Source organism: Pandoraea morbifera, from assembly GCF_902459575.1.
Classification (GTDB): Bacteria; Pseudomonadota; Gammaproteobacteria; order Burkholderiales; family Burkholderiaceae; genus Pandoraea; species Pandoraea morbifera.
In genome coordinates this window covers 21327-43427 of sequence record NZ_CABPSD010000002.1, presented here as the reverse complement: position 1 = coordinate 43427, position 22101 = coordinate 21327, and the positions used below count along the sequence as shown (strand labels likewise).

9 protein-coding genes are annotated in these 22101 nt (G+C 64.1%); 8 read left to right on the top strand and 1 reads right to left on the bottom strand.

Annotated features, from left to right (window positions below; all coding sequences use genetic code 11):
* Positions 1-60 precede the first annotated feature (60 nt).
* On the bottom strand, positions 61-1323 hold the full coding sequence (locus PMO31116_RS03615) for an ABC transporter substrate-binding protein (protein WP_150565541.1): 1263 nt from the start codon (positions 1321-1323) through the stop codon (positions 61-63).
* Positions 1324-1615: 292 nt separating this feature from the next.
* On the opposite strand from PMO31116_RS03615, the gene PMO31116_RS03610 reads away from it, so the two are divergent.
* The 8 genes from PMO31116_RS03610 (at position 1616) to PMO31116_RS03575 (ending at position 22022) form a co-directional block, all read left to right on the top strand.
* Positions 1616-2605 carry a polysaccharide deacetylase family protein gene (locus tag PMO31116_RS03610; protein WP_246185137.1) on the top strand — a complete coding sequence of 330 codons (990 nt, stop codon included), beginning with the start codon at positions 1616-1618 and terminating at the stop codon, positions 2603-2605.
* A gap of 115 nt (positions 2606-2720) precedes the next feature.
* Positions 2721-3548: a GntR family transcriptional regulator gene (locus tag PMO31116_RS03605; protein ID WP_425494759.1), complete on the top strand. Its 828-nt coding sequence runs from the start codon at positions 2721-2723 to the stop codon at positions 3546-3548.
* 17 nt (positions 3549-3565) lie between these two features.
* On the top strand, positions 3566-4201 hold the full coding sequence (locus PMO31116_RS03600) for a flavin reductase family protein (protein WP_150565539.1): 636 nt from the start codon (positions 3566-3568) through the stop codon (positions 4199-4201).
* A 505-nt stretch (positions 4202-4706) separates the two neighbouring features.
* Positions 4707-6872 carry a filamentous hemagglutinin N-terminal domain-containing protein gene (locus tag PMO31116_RS03595; protein ID WP_150565538.1) on the top strand — a complete coding sequence of 722 codons (2166 nt, stop codon included), beginning with the start codon at positions 4707-4709 and terminating at the stop codon, positions 6870-6872.
* The gene (locus PMO31116_RS03590; protein WP_150565537.1) at positions 6869-8665 is read left to right on the top strand and encodes a ShlB/FhaC/HecB family hemolysin secretion/activation protein; all 1797 of its coding nucleotides are present in this window, start codon (positions 6869-6871) and stop codon (positions 8663-8665) included. Before PMO31116_RS03595 ends, PMO31116_RS03590 begins: the two co-directional genes overlap by 4 nt.
* A 67-nt stretch (positions 8666-8732) precedes the next feature.
* Positions 8733-9656, top strand: coding sequence for a peptidyl-prolyl cis-trans isomerase (locus tag PMO31116_RS03585; protein WP_150565536.1), 924 nt, complete (start codon positions 8733-8735; stop codon positions 9654-9656).
* A 193-nt stretch (positions 9657-9849) separates the two neighbouring features.
* Positions 9850-21660 (top strand): two-partner secretion domain-containing protein, encoded by an 11811-nt coding sequence (locus PMO31116_RS03580; protein WP_174970829.1) that lies wholly within the window; start codon positions 9850-9852, stop codon positions 21658-21660.
* Positions 21657-22022: a hypothetical protein gene (locus tag PMO31116_RS03575; protein WP_150565534.1), complete on the top strand. Its 366-nt coding sequence runs from the start codon at positions 21657-21659 to the stop codon at positions 22020-22022. The genes PMO31116_RS03580 and PMO31116_RS03575 overlap by 4 nt, the downstream gene beginning before the upstream one ends.
* Positions 22023-22101: the final 79 nt, after the last annotated feature.

Genomic DNA, 22101 nt, shown 5'->3' with positions numbered 1-22101 from the left:
CGCGACGCCGCCTCGCGGCGTCGCTTCATTGCAGGTGTCGAACGACGTGCGTTGAACGACTTACTTCGCGGCCACCTTCGCACCGGTCGGCGATACCGGCACGATGCGGTTGTCGATGAACTGCGCCCACACATAGTCGTGCGCGGAAAGGGCGTCGTGCTGTTGTTCGCTGAACGGCTTCACGTACGTCTTGATCAGTCCTTCGTAGCGGTCGATCTTGTAGAAGCCGGTGCGGATCGCGTCGCCGTTGGTCGAACCCGCGCGATCGATGGCGAGCGCGGTGAGGCGCATGGCGTCGTACGCGTTGGCCACGCCCACCGCCGGGGTGATGTCGTCAGGACCCTTGATGTCCGGGTACTTCGCCTTGAGGGCCGCCACGACGCGTTGGCTGACCGGTGTGGTCGCGCCAAAGAAGCTGTACGTCTGCACGAAGTGCACGGTCTTCGCGTTGGGGCCGGCCAGTTCGGTGAAGCGCCCGCCCGCCGGACCCCAGTGCGAAACGATGGGTACTTTCCAGCCCATGCGGTCGAGTGACTTCACGACCTGCGCCGACGGACCGACGTTGCCGACCATCAGCAGCGTGTCGGCCCCCGCGGCTTTCAGACGCCCAAGCTGTGGCGTGACGTCCACGTCGGTTGCCTCGAATTTCTCGATCGCGGCCGGCTTCATGCCCTTGGCCGCGAGCGCGGCGACGATGCCTTTCTCGTTCGACTCGCCCCATGGGTTGTTCACGAGAATCAGGCCCAGCTTCTTCGCACCGAAGGTCTGCTGTGCGTAGTTGACCATCGCACCGTCGACGATCTCATCGACTGCCGACACGCGAAACACGTAGTTCGGATTGGCGCCGTTGTGGGTAATCGGCGTGCCGGCGGCCCACGGCCCCATGAACGGCACCTTCTCCTGATTGGCAATGGGCACGATGGCCATCGACACCGGCGTGTCCAGACCGCCGAAGAGCACCGCCACCTTGTCCTTGTAGATCAGCTCGCGAGCGGCGAGCACGCCCTTGGCCGGGTTGCCTTCATCGTCGCGGCGCACCAGTTCGAGCTTGCGACCGCCGAGTACGCCGCCGCTCGCGTTGATCTCGTCGATGGCGATGGTCATGCCGCGCGTGAGCGCTTCGCCCGCGCGGGCCGACTGGCCCGAAAGCGCCGTGACGAGGCCGATCTTGACGGTGTCGGCGGCGTAACTCGACAGACTCACGAATCCACAGGCGGCCGCCAGGGCCACGGTGCCGTTGCGAAGCCAGCGGCGGCGGGAAGGAACGGAAGCCGGGGTCGCGGCGCTGGCGCCGACGGCGTGGTGACTTGCAGAGGCAGACATGGGCAATCTCCGTGAGGACACATCGAAGCGATGCATCGGAAGCGAATCGAAAAGGACGCAACGGCGTCCCGGCAACGGGCGTGGCCCGCCATGTCCCCGCCGTACGCAAGAGGCGTGCCACCTCGTCAACATTTCGAACGAATGACGTTGCGCGATATGAATGCCAAGGTGTTGACGATCTGGCACTGAAATTGCGAACGATTGCGTATGACGTTCGTTGACGATGCGCTTTGCGCCAACTCGGAACGCGCCCGCACTGCGGCGGTGCGCGAATGTTTCAAGACGACACACGATGACCCTTACGCTTCCTCTTACGCTTCCCGTCTCGCAACCTGACGATGCCGAGACCGGCGACGTGCGCTTCGGCGCACTTCGCACGCATGATCGCTTCGACTATCTGCCGATCACGGCGCGCGACACTTACCGCTGGCCCAATGGCGCGCGCCTGGCCGTCTATCTGGGCTTCAATCTCGAGCATTTCGCCTTCGGGGAGGGACTTGGGGCGAATCTGGGCCCCGTCTCACCACAGCCGGATGTGCTCAACTACAGCTGGCGCGAATATGGCAACCGGGTTGGCGCGTGGCGATGCCTCGATCTGTTCGACGATCTCGCGATGCGCGCCGGCGTGGTGCTCAACACGGCGCTGCTCGATCACTGTCCCGACCTTGTGCATGCGTGCGTGGTGCGTGGCGACGAGTTGATCGGGCACGGGCATACCAATGCCCATCGCCAAAGCGATTTCGAATATGCGCACGAGCTCGATCTGCTGGCGCATTGCCGCTCGCGACTGGCGCGGGAAACCGGCCACACGCCGTCGGGATGGCTCTCGCCATGGATTTCAGAGACGCATCACACGCCCGACCTGCTCGTTCGCAACGGCTACCGCTATACCTTGAACTGGTGTCACGACGACCGCCCGGTGCGCATGCGCACTGCCCACGGCACGCTTTGGTCGGTGCCCTACCCGCAGGAAGTCAACGATATTCCGATGATCGTCGGGCGTCAGATGGACGGCGCCGCATTTGCCGACATGATTGCCGACAACTTTGACGAGATGTACGCTCAGGCAGAGCATCCGACGCGGGGACAACCGCTGGTCATGGGCATCGCGCTGCACCCGTACCTGGTGGGCCAGCCCTATCGCCTGCGGCATCTGCGACGTGTGCTCACGCCCATCGCTCAGGCAGCCGGACGTGGCGAAATCTGGCTGGCCACGCCGGGTGACATCGCCGCGCACGTGGACTCGGTGAGTGTGGCCGAGCCCGGTGCCATCATGGGATGAACCCGGCATGACGCTCAAACGCCATTGCCCCGACTGCGCGACTTCGACCTTACTGCCCTTGTCATCCATGCCTGCTGCCAAACCCCCCCTGACGCCACGTCGCCGCGCCGCCGACGTGGCTGCTTCCGCCGCTGACGACCGGGACACCGAATCCCGTCTGCGCTCGCTGCACTCGCCCGTGGCGAGCGATGACGAGCAGAGCGCCGAGACGCGCATCGAGACGCACATCTATCGCACGATCGTCGACGGCGTGCTAGCGCATCGCCTGACGCCCGGCACGAAGCTGCCCGAGCCGGAGCTTTGCCAGTTGTTCGACGTGGGACGGGCGGTCGTGCGGCGCGTGCTGGAGCGTCTTGCGCATGACGGTATCGTCACGCTCCGACCGAACAAAGGCGCCGTGATTGCCGAGCCGACGCCCGAGGAAACACGCGAGATCTTCGAGGCGCGCCGCGCGCTCGAACGTTCACTGGTCGAGCTCGCCGTGTCGCGCGTGACCGAAGACGACCTCGCCATGCTGCGCCGCCAGCTCGATGCCGAGCACGACGCCATGCATCGTTTCGATCAGCCGTCGTGGGCGCGTCTGGCGAGTGATTTCCACCTGCGTGTGGCCGCGCTCGCCGGGAACGCCGTGCTCCAGCGCTATCTCACCGAGCTGATCTCGCGGTGTTCGCTCATCGTTGGCTTGTACGAGCCGCCAGGATACGCGCCGTGCGAGCACGATGAACACGCGGCCATCGTGGCATGCATCGAGGCGCGCGACGCCGCAGGCGCCATCGCCCGCATGCAGGCGCATCTCGAGGAGCTGGAGCGTCGCATCGAGACGACCCGGATGCGAGGTCAGAAGAGTCTGGCGTCGCTGCTGGGTCTGCCGGAGGTGGTTGAGCGCGGGCACGATGCGTCACCGCCCGCGCCCGTCAGGCGCACTGCTCGCAGACGCGCTTGAGGCGCAAGGGATATCGCATGGAAATCGACTTTCGGGAAATCACCGCTTACCAGCGCTACAAATTGATGGCCAGCCTGATCGTGCCGCGTCCAATCGCGCTCGTCACGACGATCAACGAAGGCGGCGCCATCAACGCCGCCCCGTTCTCGATGTTCAACATGCTTGGCGAGGAACCGCCGATCGTGATGCTGTCGATCAACCGGCTCGACGACGATTCCCTCAAGGACACCGCCACCAACATTCTCCGGGATCGGGAGTTTGTCGTGCATCTCACCGATGAGGCGATGACTGCACGCATGCATGCGTGCGGCGAGCGCTTGCCGCCGACCGAGAGCGAACTGACGCATGCGGGATTCACGCCGGTGGCGAGCCGTCTCGTCGCGCCACCGCGCATCGCGCAGGCGCCGGTGGCGTTCGAGTGCACGTTGTGGGAGACGCTGGAGACGCCGAGCCGCCACATCTTCATCGGGCGTGTGGAGCGCATGCACGCGCGCGACGAGCTGATCGACACCGAAACCTGGCGGGTCCGGTTGCAGAACTACTTCCCCGTAGGGCGTTTCGGCGCGAGCTTCTATGTGGACACCCGTAATCGTTTCTCCCTGGAGCAACACGACGGTCAGCCTACCGCCGCGACAGCCGTCGACGAGATGTGAAGGGGCTGGTGAGTCAGCAGGATGAAGGTTCGGAGTCCGTCGATATTGATGGGGCGGCCAGGATTGGCGGGGGCGGTTTTCATCAGGCAAGCCTTTATCGAACGAATAAAATTGATGTGGTTTCCTGATAATTCGGACGCCGATTTTAGATAATGAAAATATATCAACGGTACGTTTAATATTTCTTTTTGGGTGAGTGTGGGCCTTTATCGGCAAGGCTCTCGCTGGGAATTCTTTCGCATTTTCGTGGCGCTGAAGGTCCGGGATCGGAAAACTTCGATCGATAACTTAAAGAAATTTCGGAACCCTTCCGTAATGCTCTGTCTGGGCCGGTTCTCACCGGCTAGGAATTCGAAGGGCGCGGCACTTTGCGCAAAGTCGGCACGACACGATAGCCGGCGCGCGGGGCGCCGTTCGGGGAACGCATGGGGCAGGGCGATGGCCATGCCCGCTGCGGCCTTTGGATGTTGCGAGCGTTACGACAACCAGAAAAACGAAAGATCAGATGCCTTGGCAATCAACGCGCGAAGTCTCGCCGTTGGCCGGCGGGATTGACGGGCACACTTCACACGGTTCGGGGATTCAGCGGTTTCGGGCGTCTCAGACGCGTCAAACGGTAAGACGGGTATTCGGCTTCGGCCTGGCGACGGTACTCGCCACGGCCGCGCATTGCCGTGCCGCGGGCATCGTTCCCGACGGCGGCACGGCGACGTCCGTCACCATTGGCGCCGATGGACGCCAGAACGTCGCGATCGCACCGCCAGTGCGCGGGGTGTCCCATAACACCTACGCCAGCTTCAGCGTCGATCGCGCCGGGGCGACCCTCAACAACAGCGGGGTCAACGCGCGCACCATCGTCAACGAAGTGACGGGTACCGCCCCCAGCCTGATTCAGGGCCAGATCGCCGTGGCGGGACCGCGAGCGAACGTCGTGCTCGCGAATCCCAACGGCATCACGGTCAATGGCGGTACCTTCGTCAACACCGGCCACGTCGCGTTGAGCACCGGACAAGTGTCGTTCAGCGACGTCCTCGTCGCGCCCGGCGTGTATCAGCGCAACGTCGTGCTCGACACCGGTCGCGGCACGATCGAAGTCGCGGGCGGCGGGCTCGCGGGAACGCTCATCGGCCTGGAGCTCATCGCGAGGACGGTCAGGGTGAGCGCGCCGATCACCAACGACTTCTCGTCGCCTACCGCTTACGTGCGCGTGATTGCGGGCAGCAGCCGGGTGTCGCTCAACACCGGCTTCTCGCCCGACGACAACAACAACGACTGGGTCACGCTCGCGAGCCGGCAGCAGGCGAACCCCGATGCCATCGCGCTCGACGTCGAGCCGTTCGGCAGCATCACGTCCGGGCGCATCCAGCTGTTGACGACGGATCTCGGCGCCGGCGTGCGCCACGCCGGATCGATGATGGCCAACGCCGGGGATTTCTCGCTGACCGCCGCTGGCGATGTGCTGCTGGCGCCGTCGAGCCGGATCGATGTCGCGAACAACCTCTCCTGGCAGTCGGCAGGACAGACCACCCTGCAGGGCGCGGCGGTGCTGACCGGCGGGTCGATTCGGCTTTCGAGCCACGGCGTGCGTATCGCCAACGCCGGCGCCACGCAATCGACGCTGGTGTCCCAGCGCAGCGGTGTCGTTATCACCAGTCAGGGTGACATCACCAATGTCAGCAGCCTGATCCAGGGCGTGACGCGCGATACGGCGATGACGACGTCGGTGGGCGCGGTCACCCTCGACGCCACCGGCACCATTACCAACACCTCCGACGTGTCCCGCCCGGGCGGTGCGTTCGGTGTGGTGTTCGGTGTGAACGACGACGTCGTGATGCACGCTGCCGGCGATATCGTCAATCTGAACGCCCGCATCGAATCGAATCAGTCGGTGTCGATGCAGGCGCAGGGCGACCTGAGCAATGCCATTTCGCATCTCGATGGTGCAAATGGCGGTGTCGCGACGGCCTATGCGAACAGCGGCCGGCGCTGGTTGCTCTTTTCCACGCGCGACGAAGGCTTCTCAGTCGACTACGGCGCGATCCCGGCACCGGGGCAACTGTCCTACATCATTGCCGACGCCGGCAACGTCACCCTCTCCGGGCGCAATGTCTTCAACACCGGCGGCACCGTGCTGACCAATGGCGGGAACATTCAGGTGACGGCGACCGATCAGTTCGTCAATCAGGCGGTCATGGCGGGACAGGCGTCGTATCGGCGTTCGTGCTTCATTGTCTGCAAGGCGGAGGCGTCCAGCACGACGACTTCATACGGTGGGCAGATGCAGGCGGCCGGGAGCATTGCACTGCGTGCCGGACAAAGCGCCAGCAACGTTGGCGGCAACGTGATCGCGTGGTCCGGCAATCTGACGGTCGACGCCCCGCTCGTCACCGCGCAGGGCCTGCTCGGGTATACGGCCTACAACGGCACGCGTGGCCTGAAGGCCTGGTTCGGCAATCACTGGGCCGCCATCTATGCCCAAAACGACGGCGGTCTGTTCTCCGCCGCCTCGGGCGAAGTCGTGCTGACGGGGCGCGGCTTGATCAAGGGCGGCGTGATCACCGGGGCCAGGGGGGTGAAGGCGGCGCAGGGCATCGAGACGGCCTACGTGCCGTACCGTGAACCGGCACGCATCGGCACGCACCTTGGCCTGACCACGTGGTTCGGGCTATGACGATACGCTCAACGATCGCCACACGTGTCTGGGCCGCGGCGCTGGTGTTCACGGGGACCGTTAGCGTCGCGTTCTCGCAAACGCCACCGGTACCGGCGTTGCCGCCGGGCATGGCCCCGCAGCAGGATCCCGGACAACGACTGCTGGAAGAGCAACGCAACAACGCGCTGCAACGCGAGCTCGATCGTGGGCCCGCACAGATCGAGACGTCGCCCGCGGCCGCGCCCGGGGTTCCCGATCTGCCCGCGAACGCCGACGTCGATACCCTGCCCGACCCGGAGCCGACCTTTCGCATCGATCGGATCGTGTTCCGGGGCGACGCGGTGCTCGCGCCGTCGCGCCTCGACGAGATCTGCGCGCCATTCCTGCACAAGGCCCTTGGTCGGCGCCGCATCGATCTGCTGCTGCGTCGCCTGACGGAGGCATTCGTGGCGGACGGGCTCATCACCACGCGTGCCTATCTCGCCACGCCGCAGAATCTGTCCTCCGGGACGCTGGCTATTACGCTCGTCGCGGGGCGAATCAGCGGCTTCACGTTGAACGGCGGTGCGTTGCGTCCGGCGGGACAGGGCAAGCCGGGCGACGGGGGAGGGCTGCTCACGGACGCGGGCACCGCGTGGGCCTTCCCCGCATCGGTCGGCGATGTGCTTACGCTGCCCGCGCTCGAACAGGGTGTCGACCAGATCAACCGGCTGCGCCGCAATCAGGCGCAGATCCAGATATTGCCGGGGCAAGCGCCTGGCGAGTCCATCATCGCGATTCAGAACCCCTTCGGTAGCCGCCTCAACTACAACGTTGGCCTGGACAACTACGGCAGCACGGCAACGGGACGGTGGCGCACGCGGGCATCCGTGGACGCCGGCAACGTCATCGGCTTGCAGGAGTCATTGAGCCTGGCCTACACCGGCACGCGCGACAGCAACGCGCTCGTCGTCTCGGCTGCCGTTCCCTACGGCTATCAAACGTTCAGCTACACGGCGGCGCTCTCCGAATACCAGCAGATCATCGGGGACACCGCGCTGCTCTACGGCCGCACCCTCAGTCAGATTTTCGGCTGCAACACCGTGCTCAGGCGATCGGCGTCGCAACGCGTGAGTCTGGACGCCACGCTCACCAAGCTGTCCACCGAGCGAGACGTCAACGACATTCCGCTGTCCCCGCAGGCGCTCACGATCCTGCGTGTCGGAATCTCCGGACTCTGGCGATTCACCCGAAACGGGCAGCCGGGCGCGTTGACCGCGTCGCTAGGCGTCTCGCAAGGCCTGCCGTGGTTCGATGCCACGCGCGACTTCGACGGTATCCAGAAGCCGGACGCGCATGCGCAGTTCACCAAGGTGGACGCCGGCACGACGGTGCAAATGCCGCTCGCGCGAATCGGCCCCACGCAATGGGCGTGGCGTACCACGTTCACCGGCCAATACAGCGCCGTGGCGCTCTTTGGCAACGCCCAGATTTTCCTCGGCGGCTCGGACTCGGTCCGCGGCTTCATGCAGGGCGGCATTGCCGGCGACAGCGGCTTCTATCTCCGGAACGAGGCCGTCTGGGCCAATGCCCCGGTATGGCAGGGACTGCGCTGGGAGCCTTACGCGTTCCTCGACGGCGGCAAGGCTCACCTGGTGGCCGAGCCCGGCTGGCCGACGCTGATCGGCGCGGGAGTCGGCGTGCGTGCGCAATGGCAGTTCCGGGGGCAGACGTTCTCGGGCGAGCTGATGGCCGGGCGCGCACTGGTGCAGCCCGCGTCGCTCGGCCCGAAGGGCAGTGTCGTGCTCGTCACGCTCAACTGGGCGGGATGAATTGTGAAAACGCAGGCGTAAGGGCCATTCGCTCGCGGCGCCTGCCAACGTTGTGGGAGAGATGTCAATGAAAGCGAAGTTCATCCGGGGGTGGGGTGTGGCGGGTGCTACGGGCGTATGGGTGGCGCTGAGCGTTGCGATGGCGCCGGCGATGGCAGCCAAGGCGGCCAGGACCGACAGTCGGTCCGAGACGAAAGCCGGGGAGAAGGTCGACAGCAGGACTGCCGCGCCGAAGCCGCTGGGCGCCGATGTCGTCGCGAGCGTCAACGATGTCGGGATTCCGAAAGCGTCGGTGGACGCGATGGTCAAGGCGAGCGGCCAGCCGGACAGCGCGCAATTGCGCGAGCTGTTCAAGGGGCAACTGATCGCGAACGAATTGCTCAGGCAGGCGGCGCTCCGGCAGCACTACGAGACGCGCCCGGAAGTGCAGGCTGCGCTGGAAGCCGCAAAGACGGTGATCGTCACGCGCGCCTACATGACCGAGCATGCGAAGGCCGCCCCGGTGACCGATGCCGACATCAAGGCTAAGTACGACGCCGTGGTCGCCTCGCTGGGCGAGAACGAATATCACGCCAGCGTGATCGCTGTGCGCGATGCCGCCACGGCACAGACCGTGCTCGACGAGATCCGGAAGGGGGGCGATTTCGCGGCGTTGGCGCGTCAGTACAGCCAGGGGCCGAACGCTGCGCAGGGCGGCCAGTTGAACTGGGTGTCGTTCAAGACGCCGATCACGGCAGGCAATACGCAGAACTGGCCGCAGCCGATCGCCGAAGCGCTGGTGAAGCTGCCCAAGGGCAGCGTGTCCGCCGAGCCCCTGAAGGTCGGCGAGCAGTTCTGGATTCTGCGCGTCGATGACAGGCGCGCCACGCAGATCCCGAAGTTCGAAGAGAGCGCACCGTTGCTGCGCAAGCAACTCGAGCAGGTGGCGATGGAAAAAGCCACGGCGCAAATGATTGGCGATCTCGTCAAGAGCGCACGCATCCAGCAGTAATCCGGGAGTCATCGATCGACGCCGGGCGCGGTCGAGCCGCCCCGCCGGGCGTCGTTCGACCTTGTCGCGTTTCGCCGAGTCGCGGTTCGCCGCGCGCAGTCGTCGGCGGTTAGCAGTGAGCAGGTCATCGAGCCGCCGCATGTTGCGTGGCGGTCTCGCGCTACACACGTCCAAAGAACGAACAGGTCACGTCATGAACGCATCTTCGCGAGGAATCACCGAAGTTGGGGAAAACGCACATCAGTCGATGAATGTCGACGACGAGGCTATGGATTCCCACTTCCCGGAGAAGCCCGCGATTCGAGTGTGGCAGCGCGCCATTGCGGCGTGCGTTGCGCTGACGCTGCTCATCAGCCCGATCTCCGTGACGTTCGAGCTGAGCCAGTCGGCCGCTCGCGAATTGGCCGCCAACGCGACCGGTAGAGCAGGCTTCGACGAAACCGCCCTGGCAGTGCTGCGCTCGCTCGCGTCGTTGCGTCTTCGTGTCGGCATGCAGGCGGCGTCGGCGGCGCCGATTACGGATCCGACGGCGCCGGTGGTCTTCGCACCGAAGATCACGACGAGCGGTAACGGCGTGCCCGTCGTCAATATCACGGCCCCCAACGCAGCGGGCATTTCGCTCAACCAGTACCAGAGCTTCAACGTCGATGCTGCCGGACTGATTCTCAACAACAGCCTTCTCAACGGCACGTCGCTCAACGGCGGGACGATGGCCGCGAACCCGAATCTGTCGGGCCGCACCGCGAGCACCATCGTCAACCAGGTGACGTCGTCGGGCGGCGCTTATGCCTCCGCGCTCAATGGCCCGCTCGAAGTGTTCGGCGCGCCCGCCACGGTGATCATTGCGAACCCGAACGGCATTTCCGTGCGCGGCGCGGGCTTCACCAACACCATCGGCGTGACACTGACGACGGGGACACCGCAATTCCTCTCCGGGCCGGGCGGCACGCCTACCGATTTCGCTAACGCCAACGCGCTCGGCTACAACGTCACCGGCGGCCATATCCAGCTGGAAGGGAATGCGGGAATGACCGGCCCCGGCAGCGGCATCGAAGGCACCGTCGGCGCTATCGATCTCATCGGTCAGACGGTCGGCATCAACGCGCCGTTGTATGCGGGCACGCGCATTAACGTCATCACCGGAAATCAGCAGGTGCTGACAGAGGCAGTCGACGGCACGGGTACGCGCTACATCACGTCGGCAAACGGCACGGCCAATACGGCGCAAGCCATTCAGAGCGCTACGGGCAACGCGCAGGCGTTCGCCATCGACGCGACGCGCTTCGGCGCGATGACCGCCGGGCAGATTCAGGTCATCGGCACGACGGCTGGCCTTGGTGTGCGCATGGCGGGCGATCTCGCGTCGACGACCGGCGACCTCACGCTCTCGTCGGGCGGCGATCTGACCGTCGCCAACCACGCGGCGCAGCAGCAGGTGCAGATAACGAGTGCGGGTAATGTCGCGCTCAGCGGCACGGGACTCGGCGAGAACGGTTATCGGCTGACGGCGAGCGGCGATGTGACGTCGGCCGGTTCGCTGCAATCGGGCAAAGCAATGGACGTGCAGGCGGGCGGCAATCTCACGCTCGCCAACCTTCAGTCGAACGGTAACACCGCGCTGACCGCAACGAAGGGACTTGCGCTGAACGAGGCGCAAATCGGCGGCGATCTTTCGCTCTCGACGCAGGACGCTGCGCAGGGCGACATCCGTCTGACGGGCCCTGTGACCGTGGGCGGCGCGCTCGTCGCCAACGCGGCGCGCAGTCTCGTCGTGTCGGACAGCACGGGGGCCAACGGCAACGTGTCCGTCGTTGCGGGTGGCGATTTCCAGATCGCGCAGGCCGCAAGACTGACGGGCCATGGCGCGGTATCGACGCAATCGGGTGGTGACACGCGCATCGATGGGACGCTGGCGTCCGGCGCGCAACTCGACATGACGTCGAATCGCCGTCTCGACGTACAGGGCGATGTGGCGTCGAGCGGCACCGCGCACCTGAGCGCGGGTGAAACGCTGAACGTCGACGGCACGTTGCTCGGGCAAGCCGACGCGACGCTGCGCGCAGGCAGCGACATCACGGGCAAAGGCAGGCTCGCTTTCGGCATGGATGCCACATTGCGTGCCGGGCGCGACATCTCGCTGACCGGGGCGTTGCTCGCAGGTGGATTGGACGTCGAAGCCGCGAACGGACTGTCGCTGGCCGATGCGCAGAGCACGGGTGTCGCCGCATTGCGTGCGTTGGGCAATGCAGGCGGCGGTGACATCGCCCTGCAAGGCAAGGTCTCGTTTTACGGCGCGGCGGCGCTCACGGCAGCGCGCGACATTCTCGTGAACGGCACCACGGCGGGTGCGGATGCTGTGACGCTGAACGCTTCGCGCGACGTCAACGTCGCAGGCTCGCTTCAAACGGCGGGCACCGGGAATCCGCTGACGATCGCTGCGGGCAATGCCGTCACCGTCCCCGGCACGATTCAGGCGAGCGCCGATCTCAAAACGAATGCCGGTACGACGCTCGACGTAGCAGGTGCCGCGACCGCGGCGGGCGACGTCGCCCTGCAATCCGGCGGTGACATGCGCGTGACGGGCAACGTGTCCGGTCAACTCACTGGCAAGCTCGACGCAGGTGGCAATCTCGACATCGGCGGTGGCGCGCATTTCCTCGGCGACACCTGGCTGACGTCCGGTGCGAACGCCACGCTGAGCGGCAAGTTGCAGACGGCGAACCTCGTCGTCACGAGCCGCAACGCGGTCACGCTGGGCGATGTCCAGACCGGCGGCACGCTCGACGTGCTGGCGCGCGGTCTCGACGGCAGCGGCGACATTCGCGTGGCCGGACCGTTGGCGTCCTTCGGCGTGGCGACGTTCAATGCCGCACGCGATGTCGCCATTGAGAGCACGGGCAAGATTGAAGCGAACGACAAGCTAGTCATCACGGCACAACGCGATGCGCAACTCGACGGTGGCGTGGCGGCAGTCGGCGACGTGGCGATTACCGCGACGTCGGGCAATCTGAACACGACGGCGAATCTGAGCACGAATAGTCAGCTCGCATTGACCGCCGGGCAATCCGTGACGCTCGGCGCACCGCAGACGAGCGCCATCGGCAACGCCACGGTCACCGCAGGACAGGACATCGTGCTGAACGGCGCGCTGGTCGGCCTCGCCGGTGTCTTGCAAGCCGGACGCGATCTCGTCGGCGCAGGGGCGTCGGCGTTCACCAACACCGCGACGCTCGGCGCGAACCGCAATGTCAACCTGTCCGGCGTTTTACAGGGTAACGGTGTGAGCGTGACGGCGGGCAACAGCGCGACGGTCTCCAGCGTCACGTCCAATGGCTTGTTCTCGGTATCGGCCGACGGCAGTGCCGGCGGTGGTGACGTCGTCGTCAACGGCGAGTCGAGCGTGGTCGGCGCTGTCAATTTGAAGGGCGCGCGCGACGTCACTGTCGCAGGCACCTTGCAGACGGGCGAAGATGCCTCGCTCACCGGCGCACGCGACGTCAATATCACGGGCACGGTCCGCTCGGCGAAGGACGCGACGCTGACGGCGACGCAAGGTAGTGTCAACGTCGACACGCAGGGCAAGCTCGGCGTGGGCGGACAGCTGACCGTGTCGGCAGGGACGGATGTCGTCATGGGCGGGCAGACGGCCGTTGCGGGCAACACGACGCTGACCTCGGGGCGCGACACGCTCGTGCAGGGCGCGCTGAACGGTCAAGGCACCGGACGCATCGATGCAGGCCGCGACGTAAGCGGCGCGGGTTCGGCATCGTTCACCGGTGCGCTCGACGTGAGCGCCGCGCGCGACGTCGACCAGAGCGGCTTGTTGCAGGGCGGTGGTCTGACGGTTGTTGCGGGCAACAGCGTCACCGTCAAAAATGCACAGTCGACCGGCGCATTGACGTTGACTGCAAAAGGCCTCGCAGGCGGCGGCGACATCGTCGTCAATGGCGAATCCGGCGCACCGGGCACCGTATCGTTGCAGGCCGCGCGCGACATCAACGTGGCAGGCACGCTCGGCGGCGGCGCGGGCACCACGCTCGACGCGCAACGCGACATAGTCGTGGGCGGCGCGATCCAGTCGGTAGGCGACGCCAACCTGACGGCGCACGGCGGCAGCATTCGCGCGACCGGCGGTGTGAGTGGCGGGGCGAATCTCTTGTTCAACGCAGCGCAAGACGTCACGCTGGGTCAGTCGACCAGTGCATTGCGCGACGTCACGATCAACGCCGGACGCGATCTGCAACTCGGTGCCGTGTTGCTCGGCGTGAACGCGAACCTGACGGCAGGCCGTACGTTGCTCGACACCGGTGACGGCAGCAGCAAGGCTGTCTTCACGGGCAACGCCACGCTCGCGTCGGCGGGCGACACGCGACTCGCGCGCGGTGTGCAGGCGAATGCCATCGACGCGACGGCCGGTGGCAACGCGACTTTCGGCGTCCTCAACTCGGCCACCGGCATCAAGGTCACGACGACCGGCGCGGCGGGTACGCTGGGCGGTCCGGGCGACATCGTCTTCAACGGCGCGGTGTCGTCGCCGAATGCGTTCTCGGCGACGGCTGCGCGCGACATCCTCCTTGCAGGCAGCCTGGCGTGCGGTGCGGCGTGCGAACTGGCCGCACAACGCAATCTGTCGGTGACGGGTACGGCGCTCACGATGAGCGATCTCTCGTTGATCACGCGGATGGGCGACCTCGCCATCAGTGGTGACGTGACGACAGCGGGTGCGCTGCTGGCGACGAGCGCGGGCAACGCAACGCTGGGCGGCAAGCTGAGCGTGCAAGGCGACTTGCGCGCTGCTGCTGCCAACGATCTCACGCTGACTGGGCAAACCAACGTGCAGGGCATCGGTGCGTTGCGCGCCAGTCGCGACGTCCTCGGAGACGGCACGGCATTGTTCGGCGGCGACGTCACGCTAGACGCCGGACGCAACACGGCGCTCACGGGCGCATTATCCGGCCAGTACGTCGACGTCCACGCCGCGAACAACGCGGGCCTGCATAACGTGCAGGCGACCAAGGCACTGACGGTAACGGCGGACGGCGGCGATGTGGTCATCACTGGCGACGCGGTCGTACTCGGCACGGTGACACTGACTGGCGCGCACGACGTCGCCGTGACCGGAAAGACGGTCGGTGGCGACAACGTCACGGTGACTGCCTCGACGGGCGACATTCGTCTGCAAGGCGATACGGCTTCCGAGCGCAATCTCACGCTGACGGCGGCGAACGGTGCGATCACGACGGGCAATACGGGTGCGCAGGGTGACGTCACCGTCAACGCGGGCAAGTCGCTGACGATGCAAGGCGACACGACGGCCAACGGTCTGGTGCGTCTGACGTCAGGCGGCGATATGACGCTGGGCCATGTGCGCAGCGTTGTCGCAGATGCTGTTGCCGGGTTGCTGACGGCGGGTGGCAAGCTCAGCGCTGCGTCGCTCACGTTCGGCAATGGTGGCTTGACCACGCTATCAGGAGGTGCGACGCAAGTCACGGGAGCCATCGTCGCAGGCGATGCCCTGACGATGACGACGACAGGCGACCTGATCGCGGGCGCCATCCAGGCGGGCAAGTCAGCCATGCTCACGGCGGGCGGTGCGGGTGACGTTCGCGTTGCGGGTGATGTCGGCACGGGCACGAGCTTGACCATCAATGCGGGACGTGATGTGACGCTCGGCGGCGCAGTGACAGCGGGTGAGGGCGTGAGCGTCACGGCCGCACGCGACCTGTCGGTGACCGGCGCGCTGTCGGCGAATCAGGACATCGCACTGACCGCGACGCAAGGCAATGTCACACTGGCCGGCCCCGTTACTGCGATCCAGAACTTCACGGCGAAGGCGGGCAGTGCGCTGACGATGGGGGCTGCGCATGTCAACGGCGACACGTTGCTGACGTCCGGTACCAAGATGGCACTGGGCGGTCATCTCATCGGCAAGGGCACGGCGACGCTGCAATCCGGTGGCGACATCACGGGAAGCAACGGTGCGCTGACGTTCGGTAAGGACGTCGCGATCACGTCCGGCGGCAAGCTGACGCTAGGCGGTGTGGATACGGCAGGCGATGTGAAGGTGACGTCGGCAGGCGACGCGTTGCTTGGCGCATTGACCTCGATGGGTAAGGCGTCGCTCACCAGCACGTCGGGCAGTCTGACGGTGGACAAGGTGCTCGTCGGCGGCACGCTCGACATGACCGCTGCGACGAACCTGACGGCGCTGCAAGGCTTGTCGAGCATGGGCGCGATGACGTTGACCGCGCAGAACGGCAACCTCAGCGTCGCGAACGTCTCCGGCAACGACACGGTTTCGCTGCGTGCGGGACAGACGCTCACGCTGGGCGGTACCAACACCGTCGTCGGCGACATGGCGCTCGATGGCGGCAACGTCGTCATCAACGGCGCTACGACGGCATCCAAATCCTTCACTGTCACGGCAACCGGTGCGCTCGATGCAAGCGGCGGGCAACTCTTCGTCACTCAGGACGCGAAGCTGAGCGGCGCACGCATCGACACGGGCGCGATGATCATCGGTGGCGCGCTGGATGTGACCGCGACGCAGTGGATCAGGACGCACGGCCTCGCGCTCGTCAATGGCGCGACGACCTTCAATGCAGGCGCAGGCACGTTCACCAACTCGGCGGGGGCATCGGTGCTGAGCGCCGGGCCGTTGTCGGTGACGGCGGGCGGCATCGTCAACGAGGCGAAAGGGCAACTGGCGTCGACGAAGGCACTGACGCTGACGTCCACCGGCAACGTCGTCAATAACGGGTTGATGAACGGCAGCACGACGTCCGTCACAGCGGGCGGCGCGCTCACCAACACGGGGACGGTGCTTGGGGCGAACGGCGTCACGCTCAATGTCGGCGGGTTGAACAACAACGGCGGCATGATCCTCGCGGGCGACGTGACGGGCGCGACACCGGCGAGTGCGGATCTTGCGTTGACGGTGACGGGCGGCGGTACGGTCACGAACGCGGGCGGAGAGCTTGCTGCCACGCGCGAGTTGTCGGCACTGATGCGCTCGGCGGTATTCGATGCCACCGGGGGGGCTTTGCAAGCGGGCAGCACGCTGTCGATCACGGCGAACGCGATCACCAATTCCGGTACGTTGCAGATCGGCGCGCTCAATGCTGTGCTCACCGGCCTGAACTCGTTCAACAACAGCGGAACGTTGCAGAGCGACGGTTCGCTGACGCTGGCGAGCCAGGGTTGGTTCACCAATGCCGGCAATGTGGTCGGGGGCGGCGACGTGACGGTGAACGCGGCGCTGCTCAATGGCGCGGGCGCTTCGGTTCACGCGGGTCGCGATCTGTCGATGACGGGCGATGTCGTCAACAACGGGTTGCTGGAAGCGGAGCGGAACCTGTCGGCGACGGGCGGCAACTTCACCAACGTGGGCGCGAAGACACAGGCGGCCGGCAATGTCACGTTCACGTTGCCGGGGCAACTGAACAATATTGGCGGCACGATCATCGCCGGCAATAACCTGACGGTGAACGCCGGGGCCGTGATAAACGATCAGGCGGCCGGGGCTGGTGCCGTGACCACGACGACGACCGTCATCGATCCGGGTCTGATCTGGAGCGCCGTGATCGGCACGCGGGGCACGACGGTTCGCGATTGGTCTGCACCGACCGGCGGCGAGGGCGACATGAACCCTCGATGGATGACCGTGTCGTCCACGGCGACGCTCGGTGACTTGCTCTCGCCGACGGGCGTCACGCTGGAAGGCAAGACGGAAGGGATCAACCCGTGGACGGGAGATCGGTGCGACGGCGCCTTCGGCGTGAGTTGTGATGCAGGAACGGCCGCACCGGTGACCGGATCGGGAACGTTCTACATGAACAAGCTTCGCGGCAGCCGGATGATCGGGGACAATCCCGTCGATTATGACTACTGGATGATGAGCGCCACCCCGATATCCGGGGCACAGGCATCGATCGCGATCGCGTTGCCGACGGTCAGCCAGACCTCGACGGTGATGCAGATGGGGGCGTCGGGCGTGATGATCGCCGGAGGCGACATCTCGCTGACGACGGCGAATCTGTCAAACAAGGGCGGTCAGATCGCGGCGGGACGCAATCTGACGCTCAACGTCGGATCGATGGCTAACGGCGCGGTGTCGCCCACGACCACCAGTTCGGTGGTGAACGCGGTCGATCAAGGGCAGTACTCTGCCTTCCTCGCGCAGCTTGCATCGCTGGGTGCCATCGAGGTTCCTGCCTATCAAAACGGGAATTTGTCTGACGCACAGCTCGCGCACCAGACGGTTTCGTTCAACATTGCAACAGGATCGGCGGCACCGACTTCAACGTCGACCATTTCCTGGTCGACGTCGCTCGGCTTGATCACCGCAGCGAACACGATCAACCTTTACGGCGGCAATCTCGTCAACGAGGGCATGATCTATGCCCAGAACAACGTCAATATCTTCGCGGCGAGCGTCACGAATCAGGGCGGCAATACGCAGCAGTTCACGTCTCAGGCGGGGTGTGCACCGGGCACGAGCAACGTTGCCTGCTACCGAGGCAACGATGTCCGGGGGCAGAATCCCGACACCACGAGCTTCACCTACGCGCAGAACAACGCAGCAATCATCGCAGGCAACAACCTTACGATTGCCGCGGGCACGATCACCAACAAATACGGCGATCTGATCGCGGGTCACGATCTCGTGATCGGTGGGGTTGGCTCGTCCGCGACGGGCACGACGGCGGCCGATTCGCTGACCAATACGTCGGGCAACATCCTTGCAGGCAACAACCTGACGCTTAACGTCGCAGGTGGCATCACCAACACGCTGCCACCGCCGGTTCAGGTGCACGAGAACTACGGCAAGCTCGAAAAGTACTCGGGCTGTATGACGGCGGGGGGGTACAAGGAAAGCTACTGCGAGGCGTACGTCGATCAGCAGTCGGGCAACTCATCGATCATCGGTGCGGGGAACAATCTGACGATCAACGCCGGGTCGCTGACGAACGTCGGAAGCCTGATTACGGCGGGGCTTAACGCGACGATCAACGTCAGCGGTCCGGTGGTCAACAGCGCGCAGACGCTCAATGCCTACTGGCACTCGCACTGGGTGCAAGAGACGGGCATGTTCGAGTCGGACAAGCGTCACGATGTGTGGAGCTGCGGCAGCGCTGCGGAATGTACGTCGCTGTATGGGGATGCCTACACGAGCGTGGGTGGCGTGATCAACCCGCCGACGCCGGTGGGCAACATCGCGGCGACGATTCAAGCGCCGAACCTGACGGTGACGTCAGGCGGTCAGATCGTCAACGTCGGTAACGTGGTGGGGCAGTCGGTGTCGCTGACGGGTACGAGCTTGGTCAACGGCATCACGACAGCGAACACGTACACGCCGCAAGTCGGCAACGCACCGCAAGTGATCAGCCTGGCTCCGGCGAACGGTGGTATGAATCTGACGATTCCGGCGAGCCTTGGTGGTTCGACGTCGTCGATCCTCACAGGCGCTGCAGGCCAGCAGAACGGCCCGAGCTACGTCGTGGGCGGGTTGGGCGCAACGCTCGATCCGGTTTCGCCGCAAGTGCTGATCTCGAACTTGCCCGCGTCGCTGCAGCCTAGCACGACGACGTTCTACTTCTCTCCTCAGCAAGAAGCCATCCAACTCCAGCAAGCCGCCCTGATGCAAACGGGCAAGGCGAGCTTCATCAACGGGTTGTCGACGGACAGCACGTCACAACTTACCGTCAACGACCAGCAGAAGCTGGTGCTATACGGCAACGCGGTCGAGTACGCGAAGACGAACAACATCCAGTTGGGGCAGGCGCTGACGCCTGAGCAGGTCGCAGGTTTGTCGCAACCGATGCTGTGGTACGTCGAGCAGACGGTACCGGAGCCGGGATGTGCTGCGACGGGCAACGCAAAGTGCCCGACGGTCACGGCGCTTATGCCGCAGGTGTACTTGCCCGAGAACTTCACGGCGCTGTCGGCGGGCGGGCAGATTCTCGCGAGCAATGACCTGTCGTTGAACTTCGGCAGCGCAGCGACAGGCGGCAGCATCCTGAACACAGGCTCGATCACCTCAGGCGGGACGCTGACGGTAAACACCGGCACGCTGACAAACCGCGCGAACGTGGTCGATGTCGGTGAAATCTGGAGCTACATCAAGGACGCGGGCTACCTGAAGACCACGGGCACGATGGTGCAACCGGGTGGCTTCATGAGCGCAGCAGCGGGCGGCCTGACGCTGAACGTTGAGCAGTTCAACCAGATCGGCGGCGCACTCCAACTCTTAGACCCGAACGGCCAAGTCGACCAAGCCGCGACGCAAGCGTTTATCGCGGGCGTGTCGGCACAGTTGGGCGAGAACTTCCTGAAGCAGGCACTGAAAGACGACCTGCACACGGATTTCGTGAAGCAGGGCGGTGACTTTGGGATTCAGCAGGTTGGGATGATTGTCTCAGCAGTTGCGCTCTCGATGGTGGCAGGGCCGATGTTTTCGGCGCTGATCGGGAATATGGCCGGGGCCACGGCAGGCACGGCGACGCTCTTGGCAGCGGCCGGGACGACCGCCGAAGGCGTTGCGATAGGAGCGGGTCTGGGCAACATTGCGTTGAGCGCAGCGATGACGGCGATGACGAGCTCGGCGTTCTCGCAGTTGGTGATGACGGGATCGATCGATTTCGGCTCGGTGATGACAAGCGGGTTGTCCAGCGCGATTACGGCGGGCTTGCTCAACGGCATCACCTACTCGAACGAGTACGGCCTGGGATTTGTCGATGTGGGTGGCGCGGGCAACAGCCTAAGCAGCTTGGTTGGGGTCAATCCTAGCTATGTGGCGGGAACGGCGAGCAATGCGGTTGCGACCACTGCCGACAAGCTGCTCTCGCAGGGCGTGGCCATATTGGCGCAGTCAGCCATTCAGGCGGGGGTGCAGTCAACGATTCAAGGGGGGAGCTTCCTTGATGCGTTGAAGGCGAGTGGTATTAATAATCTCGGCGCGGCATTGGCGTTCCAGATTGGGGATATTGGAACGGATCGCTTGGGAACACTTGGCTATTTGGGTGCACACGCAGCGCTGGGGTGCGCCGGTAGCGCCGCATTGGGAACTGGCTGTGCCGGCGGGGCAATTGGTGCTTCAATGAGTGCAGCCTTTGCGCCAAGCCTCGTAAATGCAATGAGATCGGGTGATGAATCGGAAACTGCCGAGCGTGCCGCGCTCAGTATTCTGGCTGGATTGGCGGGGGCGTTTTCCGCAGGGGGCGCAGGGGCAGACGCCAACGCTGGAGCATTCTGGGCCCAGAATGAAGCGCTGAATAATGCAGATCAGCACAAGGGAGCGAAGGGGCTTGTCGAGCAGCTTTTGGACGTGATAATGACGCCGTCGAATGTCCGTGCGCGCGTCCAGAACGAACTACTCCTGGTGCAACAAAAACAGTCAGGAGATCAACCTCCGGCCGACCCCAATAAGCTGATTGTTGAGGCAAACGATGGGCCCCCGCGAAGCGGGGCGGGTGGGTCGTCACTTCTGGTGCCAATCATTTGCGCTACACCCATCGGACCATTCATTTGCGGACTCTTTGGCGCAAACGCACCAGGCACGTCGGGAAGTCAGCCGCCGAACGTCACTTTGTCGAACACCAATGACGAAGGCTCAGGAAGCGACGCTGGTGGCCGAGGAGGAGCCTACAGAAGTATCAACTCGACAAACAACAGTATTCCCGGTCGCGTGCAGTCGCGTATCAATATGACTAATGATGGCTTGGAGCACGTCGCGGAGCGGCACTTCGATACGACCGTTAATGCGAGCCAGTTTACGATCTCGGAAAGTGATCTCACCAATATTCTTCAAAGGCGAGAGACAGTTTCGACTCCTGTTTCTAGAGTTGTTGAGAGCTCCGATGGGTTGAGGTATATACGTGAGATCAACGTTGGGCGAGTGATTGGTGTCGACAAGTTTAACAACTTTGAGCCAACATCGATAGTGACTGTTATGACGGATGAGTATGGAAATCTAGTGTCAGCGTTTCCAGGAACTATGAAATGATTATGAAGAAATCAAGATCAAGAGATTTAATAAAGTCAAGGCTCTCTGAGGAGTCTGAGAAAATATGCTCGATGACGGATTCCGGTGGTATTGGCAGAGAGTTGAGAAAATTTTCTGAAAATTTAAGGGCTGCTTTCGTGCTGGATTGGATACCAGAGCAGGCTGAGGATATTTACTGGGTGCTGTTTGATGGCGACAAGATTATGAAAATTGAGATATCTAGATTGAAGTCATTGGATGTTGTTGTTTCGAAGGCGGAATTTATTGGCATTGAAGAGTTCAAGAAATATCGAAACACGAGACGTGTAAGGGAAAGATTGGATGTGGCCTTGGAGCTCATGGAGGAGTCTGGGTTACTGTGAGAAATTTTTAATTATTCTGATGTTCAATTAAGGCTTTATAAAGAATTAGTGATTTCATGGGAATGATCTGCAATGAAAA